Genomic DNA, 14,196 nt, shown 5'->3' with positions numbered 1-14,196 from the left:
GTGGAAGGGCGGCAAATCTGGCGTATATCTACGGTATGAAAAGATTTCTGACCGCTCTTGCGCCCGCCGCCCTGATTGCTTTGTCTTCTGTTGCTCCCGCAGCCGCCGAAAAGCTGTCTCTGTCCACGCTCTCGACCTATCTGAACAGTCTTGGCACGGTTCGGGCCGATTTTGTCCAAACCAATGATGACGGGTCGAGATCCTCAGGTGAGGTGACGATCAAACGCCCCGGACGGATGCGGCTTGATTACGGCGGGGATAACGACGCATTGGTGCTGGTTTCCGGCGGTCAGGTGGCCGTATTCGATCCCGGCTCCAACGAGCCGCCGCAGCGGTTTCCTCTCTCCCAGACCCCGCTTTCCGTAATCCTGAAACGCAATGTTGACCTGAATGCCGCGAAAATGGTTGTGTCCCATCGCGAGCAAAACGGGGATACCATTGTGCGTGCGCAAGATCCGGACCATCCGGATTATGGCTATATCGACCTGATCTTTAGCGCGACTCCCGTGCTCAAGGCATGGGTCATTCATGATCAGGGGGGCGGCTCGACAACCGTGCAGCTTACGAAAATGTCGCTTGGCGGTTCTGTGGCCGATCGCACGTTCAATATCCGTGCCGAAGCCAACCGGCGCGGAACGCCGATTGACTGAGTCCTGTAATGTTTAGAGCTTGCCGCAGGCCAGAAGCTGGCTGCGGTAAGTGTCGGAGCGTGCGGCCACTTCGGAGGCAACGCGCATCAGCCACGGTTTGGAGCGATAGCTGCCCCGTGCGTAACCTGTCCGCCCTTCGTGATAGGCGAGGTATTGTGCGCGGGCATCGGCTTTGGAGACGCCGAGGTCTTCGTAGGTCTGGTTCATATACCAGCCCATGAAATCGGTGGCGTCTTCGATCCGGTCGCGTTTCGCGCCCCAGCCACCTTCCTCGCGGCGATATTCGTCCCAGGTTGCATCCAGCGCTTGTGCATAGCCATAGGCCGAGCTTTGACGGCCCATCGGAATCACGCCAAGCACGAAACGATAGGGCGTGCGCGCATCACCGATGAATTTGCTTTCCTGATAGAACGTGGCCATTTGCACATAGATCGGAACGCCCCATTTGCGCTCCGTTTTCTTCATGGCCCGATGGTATCTCGGGCGTTCGGATACAATGGCGCAGGCGTTATCCAGATTGCGCGGTGCGGAGTAATTTCCACCGCAGGCGGCAACCAGTAGACATAAAGCCAATGCGCGAAGACGTCTGCTCATACCTGCCTCTCGCTTGTTATTTCCGGAGATCATAGAGGATTCTGCCAATCTGTGAAATGGCATTCCTGTGAACAATTTCCCACTGTTCAGATCAGAATGGCAAGCAGGAGCGGCAGGTAGAGGACGGAGAGCAATGTCGAGGAGACGACGAGGGCCGCGACTTCATCGGAATTGGCGCCGTATTTTTCCGCCAGCATGTAGGAGGTCACGGCAACGGGTGTGGCGACCTGCACAACGAGCACGGCCAGCGGCACAGGGGCGAGTCCGAAGAACAGGCCAGCCAGCGCGGCAATACCGGCACAAAGGATGGCTTTGCCCAGAGAGATGATGGCGGCTCGGCCAAGCCCGTGCGGATGCAGACGCGCCACCGCGACCCCTAGCGTGATCAGCATGAGCGGGATGGCGATCTGGCCCAGAAGTTCGAGCGTGTTCATGGCAAAACGGGGCAGGGTCCAGCCTTGCCACAGAAACAGCGCGCCCAGTGCGGTTGCCCAGACCAGAGGCTCTTTGAAGGCCTTGCCGAGGGACCCTCCGCCCGCCGTGACATAGACCCCGAAGGTGAAGGACCAAAGCGCCATGACCGCAAAGACCACCACGGCATAGCTCAATCCCGCTTCGCCAAAGGCAAACAGCGCAAGCGGCAGGCCGAGGTTGCCCGTGTTACCGAAAATCAGCGGGGCAAGGTAGGTGCGCGCGTCGAGGCGCAGCAGTTTGATTGCGAGCCACGCGGCAACCGTCACGCCGCCATATGCGACCACGGAGGCAATGGAGAGGGCCTTCAGCGCGGCGGGTTCGATATCTGCATTGACGAGCGCGGTAAAGATCAGCGCGGGGACGGACAGCGTCATGGTCAGCTTGGTGACGAACTCCAACCGATACTCGTGACCGGTCTTCACCCAAGTGAACCCGACCAGCGCCAGAAGGAACACCGGGGTCACGATTTCAAGCACTGTCACGACAAGGTTCACAGACTGTTTCCCAATTCTTTGGCCTTCCCCCGTGGACAGCCGTTGTTTTTAGGGTCTACTAACCAACTATAGGGGTTGCAATGTTATGATGAAAACACGGGCGAAATATCATCTGGGCCAGATTGTGCGCCACCGCAAGCATAGCTTTCGCGGTGTGGTGTTCGATGTGGACGCAATGTTTTCCAATACCGACGAATGGTATGCGGCCATTCCTGAAGACGTTCGTCCGGACAAGGACCAGCCGTTTTATCATCTGCTCGCGGAAAATGACCAAAGCTATTACGTCGCTTATGTTTCCGAACAGAACCTCGTGGCCGATTATTCGGGCGAACCGGTTGAACACCCCGACCTTCCGGATTTGTTCGGTCCGTTCTGTGACGGGGCCTATCCCCTGCATTTCCAACTGAATTGACGGCTCTGCATTCGCGCGGGACGGGCTTTGGTCACGGTTCTGGCGGCGAGTTGGTTCGGACCTCCATGCTGAAACTCAACCTGTTCTGGCCGTTTTCACGGGTATAGCCCACCTCATGCGCCAGTTTCCGAATGAGGAACCAGCCAAATCCCCCCTCTGGCAAATCCGCTACCGCGCAACTCAGGTCGGATTGAAGACCTGACGGTAGCTCCCCGTTGGGCATTTTCTGGCCTGTGTCACATATCACGCAATGCAGGCCGTGTTCGGAGCGGGACAGATAAAGTTCGATGATCCCGTCCGGATGTCCTGCATAGGCATGTTTGACGATATTGTTGAGCGCTTCCGCGAGGATGATTTCGAGGTTGGAAAGCGTGTCAAAGGGTAGTCCCGAAAGCCTTTCGCTATGTTTGATCGTTTGTAGGCCCCGCCGGACGGCGGCCATTTTTGCCGGCAAAACCAGCCTCAACTCATGATCTTTCGGGACATTGCGGGCCTTTGGTGAGGGCTCGCAAGTGCGGTTCCCCTCAGGATGCATTCGCGATTCCCTCGATGGCCGTCGTAACGTCCGGATGGATTGTGAAAACTGTATCCATACGGGTCAGGTGAAAGACCCGCATCACCGTGGGATGCAGCGCCGCAAGGTCCAGACTTTGCCCGTGCCGGATCGCTTTGAGGGCCGCCACAACGGCGCCAAGACCTGAACTGTCGAGAAATTCGACACGCTTCATATCCAGTATAATACGCGCGGGCCCACTGTCGCTCAGTGCGCGCATCGCATCCTTGAACTGAATGGCGCAGGCCGCGTCAATTCGCGTTTCATCGACGCGAACAACGCGCAGCCCATCAAGGTCCTGATGTGTCAGTTGCATGTGCCATATCCTATTGCCGTAAAGTGATTTGCGTTCGGCGGGCTTTTGTTTGAAGTCCAGTCGAAGGCAAAGGCTAAATTGGGCTTGATCCTAGGGACAAAACCTTACCAAAAGCTTTGCGAGACGAAGAAAGTGGAGAAAATCATGACCGACTACGCTGGCCTGTCCGCCCGAATTGATGCGCTTTGTGCGGGAGAGACGGATGAGGTGGCTTTGATGGCGACGCTGGCCTGTGAGGTGCACCAGTCGGATGAACGCTTCCACTGGACAGGGTTCTATCGGGTGGTTGAGAAGGATGTGTTGAAGATCGGCCCCTATCAGGGCGGGCACGGATGCCTTGTCATTCCGTTTTCCCGAGGTGTCTGTGGTGCATGTGCACGCACTCGGGAGGTTCAGCTTGTGCCGGATGTCGAGGCTTTCTCCGGCCATATCGCCTGTGCGTCGTCAACACGGTCCGAACTGGTGCTGCCTGTGCAAAATGCAAAGGGCGAGCTTTTAGGGGTTTTCGATATTGATAGCGATTTCCCGAATGCGTTCACGCAGGAGCATGCAGAGCATCTTGGTGCCATGCTGGACCGGATTTTTGCCAATGTCCGCCGGACATGATACGCGCCAGACATGAAAGATGATTACAATCCACCGCAAGAGCCTTTGGACATTCTCCACATGGATCATGAAATCCTCGTGGTGAACAAACCCTCCGGCTTGCTGTCGGTTCCTGGCAAGGGTGAGCACCTTGCCGATTGCCTGATGTCCCGCATTCAGGCGGTGTTTCCGGAGGCTCTGCTGATCCACCGGCTGGATCGTGACACCTCCGGCGTTATGGTTTTCGCGCTGACACGACACGCGCAGCGGCACATCGGGCTGCAATTCGAAAAGCGTCAGACGAAAAAGACCTATGTGGCTTGGGTGCATGGTCATATGGCGGAAAAGACGGGCACGGTGGACCTGCCCCTGATTGTCGATTGGCCAAACCGTCCTAGGCAGATGGTGTGCCACGAAACCGGCAAGGCGGCGGTGACCGACTGGCGGGTGGTGCGGTATCGGGACGATCAGACGCGCGTGCGTTTGATGCCGAAAACCGGTCGCTCGCACCAGTTGCGGGTTCACATGCTGGCTCTTGGGCATCCGATTATGGGCGATCCGTTCTATGCGACAGGCGAGGCGCTTGCCGCCCCGCGTCTGATGCTGCATGCGGAACAACTGCGGTTGCGTCACCCTGACGGCGGGGCGGGGATGTCCTTCACCGCGAAGTGTCCGTTTTGATGATGTCCGAGTAAAATTGTCGCGCACCCCTGTTGCGGGGTTTAAATTTAAAATTTAGAATGTATCTAAGTTTAAGGAAACGCATTTGCAAAGGAGATGACCATGGGTCTTCGCATCAACGACATCGTTCCGAATTTCACTGCCCAAACCGATCAGGGGGAAATCACCTTCCACGACTGGATTGGCGACAGCTGGGCGATCCTGTTCTCCCACCCGAAAGATTTCACGCCGGTTTGCACCACAGAATTCGGTGCCGTAGCACAGCTTGCGGATGAATGGGAAAAACGCGGCACGAAAGTGATCGGCCTTTCTACCGATCCGGTTGAAGAGCACGGTCCGTGGAAAAAAGACATCGAAGCTTTCTCTGGCGCGCCGGCAGGGTTCCCGATCATCGGCGACACCGATCTGGCCGTGTCGAAACTTTACGATATGCTGCCAGCCGACGCTTATCTCGATGAAGGCGCTACTGCTGCGGATGCTGCGTCTGTGCGTGCGTTGTTTATCATCTCACCCGACAAGAAACTGCAACTCTCCATGCTCTATCCGATGTCCGTAGGCCGGAACTTTGCCGAAGTTCTGCGGGCTCTGGATGGTCTGCAAAAAACCTATGGTGCTCCGCTCGCAACCCCTGCGAACTGGACCGTGGGTCAAGACGTGATCGCGGCTCTGTCGCTTGATGATGCGGCTGCCGAAGAAAAATTCGGTGCGGTCGACAAAAAACTGCCATACCTGCGTTTTGTCAAAGACCCCAAGTAAGCTCTAAAGCTGCTTGAAAATCGCCCTGTTCGCGGACATTGATCTCTTTTAAGATGTTCGCGAATGGGGTTTTTTTTATGCTATCTTTCTTACGACGTACCAAATCCATCTCGCGCATCGCAATTGATCCGCCGGCACCTTCTCCTGATCGGGTAGGTTTGGCGATTGTTCTCATCGTGAAAAATGAGGAAACCCATATCGGCGAATGGGCGCGGTTCCATCTCAAGGCCGGTGTGCGACATTTCTATGTTTATGACAACGGCTCTACCGATGGCACTCTGGTGCAGATCGTGGCGGCGGCGGGCGTTCAGAATGTCACCGTCATCCCGTGGAACCAGAAGCTCCGCGACGGGGACAGTGGCGCTGAAATCCACAATCAGGTTCTGGCCTATGCCCATGCCGTGCTCAATTTCGGCGACCAGTTCCGCTGGATGACCTTCATTGATGCTGACGAATTTCTGGTCCCGAAATCGGGCGAGACTTTGATCGATTGTCTGGCCCATCTGGACAACGAGGTGAATATTTCTCTGCCGTGGCACATGTTCGGGCGCAACGGCTTCGAGGAACCGCCGGAAGGCGGCATCATCGCGAATTACACCCGCCGTCATCCGGACCCGATGAGCTCGCTCAAAGGCATGTGTAATTTCAAGATGATCGTGGATCCGTGCCATGTTACGGCGCTCAAGGTGCATTCGATTGAAACGGATGGCTCAACGGCGAGCGTGAATGACAGGGGGGAGAAAGCCTCTGCCTCGGACCGAAAAGAACCGGAGTTCTATTCCGCGGATCATATCCAGCTCAATCACTATTACACCCGTTCGAACAGCGAACTTCAGGCCAAGATCAAACGCGGCTCTAACATGACCCGCAACGCTGCGTCACACCTTCGCCGCGTGATGCGCAAAGTCGAACAGACGGAGGCAGAAAGCGTCGAGGATCTGGTGGCGAAACGGTGGTTCGAGAGCCGGTAGGCGCTTGTCGGGCAACGCTGTATCCGTTTCCTTTGCTGCCATTAATACTCAACAAAAAGCCCCGCCAGAAGCGGGGCTTTCTCAATTTCACTGGAGAAGAGGATCAGTCCTCTTTTTTCTCCGGAGCGATTTCCTTGCCGGTTTCCTGATCGACCATTTTCATGCCAAGGCGTACCTTGCCACGGTCATCGAAGCCCAGCAATTTCACGAAGACTTCCTGACCTTCTTTGAGGACATCCGACGGATGGTTCAGGCGGCGGTTCTCGATTTGCGAGACGTGCACGAGGCCGTCGCGTTTACCGAAGAAGTTCACGAAAGCGCCGAAATCGACGAGTTTCACGACTTTACCTTTGTAGACCACGCCTTCTTCCGGCTCTGCCACGATCGAGTGGATCATGTCGTAAGCTTTCTGGATGGCTTCACCGTTGGCGGAGGCGATCTTGATGATGCCTTCGTCGTTGATGTCCACTTTCGCGCCGGAGGTTTCGACGATCTCGCGGATCACCTTACCACCCGAGCCGATCACTTCACGGATTTTATCCGTCGGGATCTGCATGGTTTCGATGCGCGGGGCATGTGCGGAGAATTCACCAGCGCCGGAGAGCGCTTTGTTCATCTCGCCAAGGATGTGCATCCGGCCTGCTTTCGCCTGAGCGAGAGCTTTCTTCATGATCTCGGGCGTGATGCCTGCGACCTTGATGTCCATTTGCAGCGATGTGATGCCGTTTTCGGTCCCTGCGACTTTAAAGTCCATGTCGCCGAGGTGGTCTTCGTCGCCAAGGATGTCGGTCAGGATCGCGAATTCGCCATCGTCTTCGAGCACGAGACCCATTGCAACACCGGCCACAGCCGATTTGAGCGGCACACCGGCATCCATCATCGAGAGCGAGCCGCCACAGACGGACGCCATCGAGGAAGAGCCGTTGGATTCGGTGATCTCGGAGACCACACGGATCGTGTAGGGGAAGTCGGTGGCAGCGGGCAGAACGGCCTGAAGAGCACGCCAAGCCAGCTTGCCGTGACCGATTTCACGACGGCCCGGAGAACCGACACGACCCACTTCGCCAACCGAGTAGGGCGGGAAGTTGTAGTGCAGCAGAAAGTTGGAGCGGAAGTTGCCGTGCAGCGCGTCGATCATCTGCTCGTCGTCGCCGGTGCCGAGCGTGGTGACTACGAGACCTTGCGTTTCACCACGGGTGAAAAGCGCGGAGCCATGGGTGCGCGGCAGGAAGCCGGTTTCGCATTGGATCGGGCGAACCTCGTCCAGAGCACGACCGTCGATACGCTTGCCTTCTTTCACAACAGTGCTGCGAAGCACGGTGGATTCAAGCTTTTTGAGCGCGGCACCGAGGTTCTCGTCTTCGAGTTGCTCTTCGGTGAGACCTTCTTTGATCGCTTCCTTGGCGGCGGCGACTGCAGCAACACGTTCCTGTTTGTCGAGGATCGCGTAGGCTTCTTTCATGGCGGTTTCGCCAGCGGCTTTCACCGTTTCGTAAAGCTCGGAGTAATCCGGTGCTTCGAATTCGAACGGCTCTTTCGCAGCGTCTTCGGCCAGATCGATGATCAGGTCGATGACCGGCTGGATTTGCTCGTGAGCAAAGGTCACAGCGCCGAGCATTTCGTCTTCGGAAAGCTCGTAGGCCTCGGATTCGACCATCATCACGGCGTCTTTGGTGCCTGCGACAACGAGATCAAGACGCTGGTCCGGATTGTTGCGCAGACCCTGCATGTCGTCCACGGTCGGGTTCAGGATGTATTCGCCATCCTCGTAACCAACGCGGGCGCCGGCGATCGGCCCCATGAAGGGCGCGCCGGAAATGGTCAGCGCGGCAGATGCGGCAATCATCGCCACGATGTCCGGGTCATTGACCAGATCGTGCGACAGAACAGTACACATCACCAGAACTTCGTTTTTGAAGCCGGGGACGAACAGCGGGCGGATCGGACGGTCGATCAGACGCGCAGTGAGCGTCTCTTTTTCCGTCGGACGTGCTTCACGTTTGAAGAAGCCGCCCGGGATTTTACCGGCCGCGTAGTATTTCTCTTGGTAGTGCACGGTCAGCGGGAAGAAATCCTGCCCCGGCTTTTGTTGCTTGGCAAATGTGACGTTGGCCATCACGGAGGTTTCGCCAAGGGTGGCGATGACGGTGCCATCAGCCTGACGGGCAACCTTGCCCGTTTCCAGAGTGAGGGTTTCTTCGCCCCACTGGATAGATTTTTTAACTTCGTTGAACATTCAGCGTATCCTGTTTGGGAGCACTCCCGAGCCCTCTCGGGTCTCCCGTTTTGCGTGGCGGCCCCATTGCCGCCGACCCCATATCTTACTCTCACAACGCCGGGGTCTTTTGCGTTACGTCTCAGATGATGTGGCGCATACATGAAAAGTAGCGTTTTGTAAAAGACTTCGTGCAAATATGGCCCCATCTGCGCGTTTCTTGCCGGCGTGTCGAATTTTCGACATGATCTCTTGGCATCACGCAGTTCTGGCCTGTGCCGACTTTGAAAATTTGAGCTACAGACGAGGGTGTATTCTGTGCGATTTCTTGATTTTGTGACCCCGAAACGGATGTCCATGCTTTTCGGGGTGGTTTGTGTCGGTATTTTGATGACGGGACTTGCTGTGCCCGAGGCGCGGGCCGAGTCCGCGCGCGCGGCGCCGGAGAGTGAAACCTCGCGGATTCTGGCGCTTGGAGATTCGATGATGGCGTGGCACGCGATCTCCAACAGCTCTATCGCGGATGCGATGTCCGAAATTCTGGGCGAACCGGTCGACAATCGGGCAATCGGTGGCGCGCGGATCATCTACGGTTTGCCGGTGACGGGCGCGATCGGGATGAAAATCTCGAAACAGTATCGCGGCGAAGAAGCGGATTGGGTCGTCATAAACGGGGGCGGCAATGACCTCTGGCTAGGCTGCGGCTGTGGCAAATGTGATCGCAAGATGGCGCGTATGATCGCGCCCAATGGTCAGTCCGGCGAAATTCCGCGGCTTGTGTGGAGGATTCGCGAAACCGGCGCGCGTGTCATCTATCTGGGCTATCTGCGCTCTCCGGGCGTCGATTCCGTGATTGATGCCTGTCGTGAGCTTGGAGATGAATTCGAGACTAGGATCGCGCGCATGGTGCGGGCTATGGACGGGGTCTACTTCCTTGATGTGTCGAATTTGGTGCCCGATGGCGACCGCTCATTTCATGGTGTGGACATGATCCATCCGTCAAAGAAAGCGTCGCGCGTGATCGGTCACAAGTTGGCGGAAGTCATCCGCATGGTGGATGAGACACGGTAAAGTCCTTCGGCAGGTATCGGAACGGTTCTACGAAAAAGGCTCCCCGGATATCCGAGGAGCCTTTCAATTTCGACGTGCGCTGTGTCGGATTAACGACGCAGGCCCAGACGCTCGATGAGGGACTGGTAACGGGCTTCGTCTTTGCCTTTGACGTAGTCCAGAAGCTTCCGGCGCTGTGCAACCATCATCAAAAGGCCACGGCGACCGTGGTTGTCTTTTTTGTGGGTTTTGAAGTGCTCGGTGAGCGTGGCAATACGCGAGGACAGAATTGCGACCTGAACTTCGGGGGAACCTGTGTCACCTTCTTTGGTGGCGAATTCCTTGATCAGGCGGGCTTTTTCTTCAGCAGTAATCGACATCGGGGTCTCCTTTCGAGAAGATTGAGTTATGGCACAAGCCGGGATGTCGTCCAGCAGGGCCCTTGGAGAGTATGTCCCGCAGATTCAGTGCAGGAATGCGCGCGTTTAGCCGGATTCTCTGAAAAAAGAAAGTCTTTTCCTTTACTGGCCCGTTTCCACGCGCTGGGTCTCGGTCATGATTTCACCGGCCAGTTGCTTGGCCCAGTCACCGATGATGGGCACCACTTCCATCTGGTTGAGGACAAAGCCGACGATCGAGACGACAATCGAGGCACCAACGACAGAGCCAAAGCCGAACGCGAGCCCTCTTAGAAACTGAAACCACATCATGCGGAATTTGGAATTGTAGACGCGAATGAACCGGTGCCCGTTTAACCGCGCTAGTTCGTCTCTAAGGCCGTTGATATCTTGTGATAAGTTTACTTTGTCGTCTGCCATTCCCGACCTCTTACAGATGTCTGATGTGTTTGGTGTAGCTTATTTTTTTCAAAATGAGAATGAGCCCTCTTTAACCACCGGTTAGATCAAATTTTCCCTATAATTTTCTTTCGCTTTGACGGGCGAAACCTAAATTCCGCATGAGGGTATTGTGTGAGAGGCGTGGCAAATGTTGTGGGCTTTGGCATTGCTAGGATTGGTCCCCGCTGCGTTGACGGTCGCTGATCTGGGTGAGAAGGCTGAGGATGAGTCGGACGATGAAGCGCAGAGCACGGATGGTCTTGAGGTGGGCATCAACTCCGAGATGTCAGACGGTGGTGAGAATCTACTAACCATTGCCGACACGCCCGAGGAGGATGATAGCCTCGCGGCTGCTGAACCCGAAATCGGCGCAGATACGGGCGATGATTATCTTGTGTTGCGCGGGTCTGGGGAGACCGTCTTTTCTGATTTCACGGCAGAGGAAGATCATATCACCTTCAGGCTGGAGGGGGACGGAGAGGGCGCGTTTGCCATTGAGCCAATGCTTGATGAAAACGCGGAACCAATCGGGACAAGCCTGTCATATGTGACGGAACAAGATGAGACCATTCTCTCATTTCCGGGCCACGACGTTTTGCCAACCGGTGATATTTCTGTCGAACGGGTTGATCCGGAAAGCGGAGGCACTGTCCTTTATGCGTTGAGCGAGTTGGGTGACTTTGACCCGATTACGCCGAATGATCCGTCTGTTGCGGACGAGGCCGGACCGGAGGGCACGGAAGATGATGTGGCGCTGGCCCCCAATGATCCTGATCTACCTGACGAGGCCGGTCCTGTAGGCCGCGAGGATGATGCGGTGTTATTGCCGGAGGGTGCCGAGGTTTATGCCACCGGAGCCTCGACGGGCGAGGTCGTCGAATATGTGTTGTCGGAACAGGGGGAGGTTGTTGTTCTCGCCAATGACGAGATGCAGGGAGGCACGGACGCGCGTCTGACTTTGGAGAATGGCCGCTTTGGGATTGAAACGGAAGGGGCGCTGAATATCGTGACTGGCGGGGCAGGAGACGATGTCATCGCGGCGGGGGATGATGCGGCAATCGTTAATGCGGGTGGTGGCGATGATACGATCTATGGTGGAGACGGCACGGTATTTCTATCGGGCGGAGCCGGAGACGATGTGATTTATGCGGGCCATGATGTCCACGCGACCTATGTGCTTGCAGGGGGCGAGGGCGCTGATCTGCTATATGGTGGTCCTTCGAATGATATGCTTCTGCTGGATACGCAGGATATGGCCTCTGGCGGGGCCGGAGTTGATGGGTTCTGGCTCGACATTGGGGCGACGCCGGTTGGCAATGCGGTTGTGATCACCGACTTTTCCAAAGGTGAGGATATGCTGCGGATCACTTTTGATCCTCGGGATGAAGATGCTAGTGCTGCCAATGTAGAGGTCAATGTGACGGAGGATGGGCTTTCCAGCCACGTGACCATAAATGGAGATGTTGTCGCCGTGTTGCAGGGGGCTCCGAATGTCACTTCGGATGATGTTGTCGTGGAATTCAGTTCGGAGACCTTCCCCATAATTTGATTTGCTCCAGCAACGGGTTTCACAATGAAATCGAGGGTTCTCTGTGTATGAAAATTTGCGGGTGGACAATTTACTGGTGAGTGCCGTTTTGGGTTATGATCTCTGTTTGAGCGGTACGTTTGCCGGACAGTTTTTGGCTTTCTGTGACAAAGAGTTTACGCAGCATCCCCGCGTCTTCTTTCTCAATGGCGTTTTGGATTTCACGCATTAGTCCGGCGATTTCTATCTCACTTAAAATGTCTTCCTCAGCTCGGAAGATCTTTGCATGTGGCGTCGCACGCAGGTTCTTGGGGGAGATAAAAAGCTCTTCATAAAGTTTCTCTCCGGGGCGTAGTCCCGTGACCTTGATCTCGATATCGCCTTTTCCCGTTTTGGGATCAAACTCCTGACGTCCTGATAGACGAATGAGCTTGCGCGCGAGATTGATGATTTTTTGTGGTTTGCCCATGTCGAGCACAAAAACATCGCCGCCGCTGGCAAAGGCCCCGGCTAGCAAAATAAGCCGGGTCGCTTCGGTCGCGGTCATGAAATAGCGCTGCACCTCGGGATGGGTGACGGTAACCGGCCCGCCGGATTCGATTTGGGCTTGAAACAGCGGCAGAACCGAGCCGGATGACCCGAGGACATTGCCGAAACGCACAATGGAGAAGGTCGTTTCCGGTGCTCGTGTTTGAATGTCTTGAACAAGAAGTTCTGCTATGCGCTTTGTGGTCCCCATGATGCTGGTGGGGCGTACAGCCTTGTCTGTCGATACGAGGATGAAGCGTCCGACCGCTTCCTCAACAGCGACATGTGCAAGTGTTCGGGTGCCGAGAATATTGTTCCGCGCGCCTTCGACTTCGTTGTGCTCTACCAAAGGTACATGTTTGTACGCTGCGGCATGGACAATAATCTCAACGTTTTCTCTGCGGATCACATGACGCAGGCGGTTTTCATTTGTGACCGAGCCGAGATACGCAGCGATACAAATGTCATGTTGCTGCGCCAGCTCCCGCAGATCCCGTTCAATCCTGTAAAGGTTGTATTCCCCAATTTCGAAGAGAATGATTTTTGCGGGCCGACACTTGAGCAATTGGCGGCAAAGCTCGGCCCCGATTGAACCGCCGGCACCGGTGACCATGACCACACGTCCGGCATAGGTTTTCGCCACCTCCGGAGCGTCAAGGTTAACCTTGTCGCGATTGAGAACCTCGTGAGGCTCAACCGTGCGGAGCTTGGAAGATCCGCGCTCAACCAGTAGGTCGGCGAAAGAGGAGAGGGCCTGTACATCCAGATCGGCATATTCACATTGTTTTATAATGCTGTCGCGTCGCTGTTGTGCGGTGTCCGGGAGCGCGATCATCATTTTCGAGATGGAATTATGAAACATGTGCGCCATGAAATTCTTGGACGGGAATACCGGAATCCCGCCGATTTCCATGCCGTGCAGGGCGGGGTTGTCGTCAAAAAAAGCGACAACTCTGGTATTTGAGGACTGGTTGAGTGCGGCGGCAAGCTGAATACCGGTTGCGCCTGCCCCGAAAATCGCGACTTTTGTGCGCCTCTGCATGTGGTCGCGTAGATGGCTCAGAAGTGCCACGGCGATAGCCCGCGAAGAGACCATACCTGCGAGAGAAATTGCGCCGAAGATTAATGTTGTTGCAACCGGTCGTTCCGCCGCGAGAAGGGCGAGGAACATGAGGTAGGCTGCGGCGGTCACAAAATTGGCCCGCGCGATATTCAGGACATCATTTGCGTTGAATGTGACCAGCTTGATGCGATGCAGGCGAAAGCCGAAAATCAGAGCCGCGCCGAGCAGCAGGGTGCCTGAACAAGCCCAAAGGTTGACCCTTGGCCAACCTCCCAAATCGGTGCCATGTATGAAGAGATTGCCAAGAGACAAGGCAATCACGAGCACCGCAATGTCTGTCACCAGTAGGATTGCCCGCACAACGTTTCTCGGCAAGGAGGTCAAGCCGGCGATGAGCATTTTCCTATACAAGTTACACGCGCCTCAAAGGTTTCAAGCCATAGTGTTTTATCGGCGCAGAAGTTCCGCTGGCCGTGCAATCACTTTA

At 55.8% G+C, this 14,196-nt stretch carries 16 protein-coding genes; 8 read left to right on the top strand and 8 right to left on the bottom strand.

Going from position 1 to position 14,196, the window contains the following annotated elements; translation table 11 throughout:
* Positions 1-35: 35 nt before the first annotated feature.
* On the top strand, positions 36-650 hold the full coding sequence (locus KO492_RS10265) for a LolA family protein (RefSeq protein WP_216044863.1): 615 nt from the start codon (positions 36-38) through the stop codon (positions 648-650).
* 12 nt (positions 651-662) lie between these two features.
* Here the strand turns inward: KO492_RS10265 and KO492_RS10260 are convergent, their stop codons facing one another.
* On the bottom strand, positions 663-1,244 hold the full coding sequence (locus tag KO492_RS10260) for a lytic transglycosylase (RefSeq protein ID WP_066604706.1): 582 nt from the start codon (positions 1,242-1,244) through the stop codon (positions 663-665).
* Between the two features lie 86 nt (positions 1,245-1,330).
* On the bottom strand, positions 1,331-2,212 hold the full coding sequence (locus tag KO492_RS10255) for an AEC family transporter (protein WP_216044862.1): 882 nt from the start codon (positions 2,210-2,212) through the stop codon (positions 1,331-1,333).
* 85 nt (positions 2,213-2,297) lie between these two features.
* Between KO492_RS10255 and hspQ the strand changes: the two genes are divergently transcribed.
* A complete protein-coding gene (gene hspQ / locus KO492_RS10250; protein ID WP_066604283.1) occupies positions 2,298-2,624 on the top strand; it encodes a heat shock protein HspQ in 327 nt (108 codons plus the stop codon).
* A gap of 31 nt (positions 2,625-2,655) precedes the next feature.
* Here hspQ and KO492_RS10245 read toward each other — a convergent pair whose 3' ends face one another.
* Together KO492_RS10245 and KO492_RS10240 are read right to left on the bottom strand one after the other, a co-directional pair.
* Positions 2,656-3,090, bottom strand: coding sequence for an ATP-binding protein (locus tag KO492_RS10245; RefSeq protein ID WP_252735476.1), 435 nt, complete (start codon positions 3,088-3,090; stop codon positions 2,656-2,658).
* Between the two features lie 58 nt (positions 3,091-3,148).
* Positions 3,149-3,493: an STAS domain-containing protein gene (locus tag KO492_RS10240; RefSeq protein WP_216044860.1), complete on the bottom strand. Its 345-nt coding sequence runs from the start codon at positions 3,491-3,493 to the stop codon at positions 3,149-3,151.
* Positions 3,494-3,637: 144 nt separating this feature from the next.
* Here KO492_RS10240 and KO492_RS10235 point away from each other — a divergent pair, with 144 nt between their 5' ends.
* The 4 genes from KO492_RS10235 (at position 3,638) to KO492_RS10220 (ending at position 6,486) form a co-directional block, all read left to right on the top strand.
* Positions 3,638-4,099: a GAF domain-containing protein gene (locus KO492_RS10235; protein WP_216044859.1), complete on the top strand. Its 462-nt coding sequence runs from the start codon at positions 3,638-3,640 to the stop codon at positions 4,097-4,099.
* A gap of 12 nt (positions 4,100-4,111) precedes the next feature.
* The gene (locus KO492_RS10230) at positions 4,112-4,759 is read left to right on the top strand and encodes an RluA family pseudouridine synthase (RefSeq protein ID WP_216044858.1); all 648 of its coding nucleotides are present in this window, start codon (positions 4,112-4,114) and stop codon (positions 4,757-4,759) included.
* A gap of 102 nt (positions 4,760-4,861) precedes the next feature.
* Positions 4,862-5,515 (top strand): peroxiredoxin, encoded by a 654-nt coding sequence (locus tag KO492_RS10225; protein WP_216044857.1) that lies wholly within the window; start codon positions 4,862-4,864, stop codon positions 5,513-5,515.
* 77 nt (positions 5,516-5,592) lie between these two features.
* Positions 5,593-6,486 (top strand): glycosyltransferase family 92 protein, encoded by an 894-nt coding sequence (locus tag KO492_RS10220; RefSeq protein WP_216044856.1) that lies wholly within the window; start codon positions 5,593-5,595, stop codon positions 6,484-6,486.
* A gap of 103 nt (positions 6,487-6,589) precedes the next feature.
* On the opposite strand, the gene pnp is transcribed toward KO492_RS10220, so the two are convergent.
* Positions 6,590-8,722 (bottom strand): polyribonucleotide nucleotidyltransferase, encoded by a 2,133-nt coding sequence (gene pnp / locus KO492_RS10215; RefSeq protein ID WP_216044855.1) that lies wholly within the window; start codon positions 8,720-8,722, stop codon positions 6,590-6,592.
* A 297-nt stretch (positions 8,723-9,019) separates the two neighbouring features.
* Between pnp and KO492_RS10210 the strand changes: the two genes are divergently transcribed.
* Positions 9,020-9,772 carry an SGNH/GDSL hydrolase family protein gene (locus KO492_RS10210; protein WP_303578329.1) on the top strand — a complete coding sequence of 251 codons (753 nt, stop codon included), beginning with the start codon at positions 9,020-9,022 and terminating at the stop codon, positions 9,770-9,772.
* An 89-nt stretch (positions 9,773-9,861) separates the two neighbouring features.
* Here the strand turns inward: KO492_RS10210 and rpsO are convergent, their stop codons facing one another.
* Together rpsO and KO492_RS10200 are read right to left on the bottom strand one after the other, a co-directional pair.
* A complete protein-coding gene (rpsO, locus tag KO492_RS10205) occupies positions 9,862-10,131 on the bottom strand; it encodes a 30S ribosomal protein S15 (protein WP_066604314.1) in 270 nt (89 codons plus the stop codon).
* 141 nt (positions 10,132-10,272) lie between these two features.
* On the bottom strand, positions 10,273-10,569 hold the full coding sequence (locus KO492_RS10200) for a DUF5665 domain-containing protein (protein ID WP_216044854.1): 297 nt from the start codon (positions 10,567-10,569) through the stop codon (positions 10,273-10,275).
* Between the two features lie 169 nt (positions 10,570-10,738).
* Between KO492_RS10200 and KO492_RS10195 the strand changes: the two genes are divergently transcribed.
* A complete protein-coding gene (locus KO492_RS10195) occupies positions 10,739-12,139 on the top strand; it encodes a calcium-binding protein (RefSeq protein WP_216044853.1) in 1,401 nt (466 codons plus the stop codon).
* A gap of 70 nt (positions 12,140-12,209) precedes the next feature.
* On the opposite strand, the gene KO492_RS10190 is transcribed toward KO492_RS10195, so the two are convergent.
* Positions 12,210-14,108: a polysaccharide biosynthesis protein gene (locus KO492_RS10190; protein WP_252735475.1), complete on the bottom strand. Its 1,899-nt coding sequence runs from the start codon at positions 14,106-14,108 to the stop codon at positions 12,210-12,212.
* Positions 14,109-14,196: the final 88 nt, after the last annotated feature.

Origin of the sequence: Celeribacter halophilus (assembly GCF_018860305.1) — a bacterium.
GTDB lineage: Bacteria > Pseudomonadota > Alphaproteobacteria > Rhodobacterales > Rhodobacteraceae > Celeribacter > Celeribacter halophilus_A.
The sequence above is the reverse complement of the archived record's forward strand: the minus strand, read 5'-3'. Positions and strand labels throughout refer to the sequence as shown.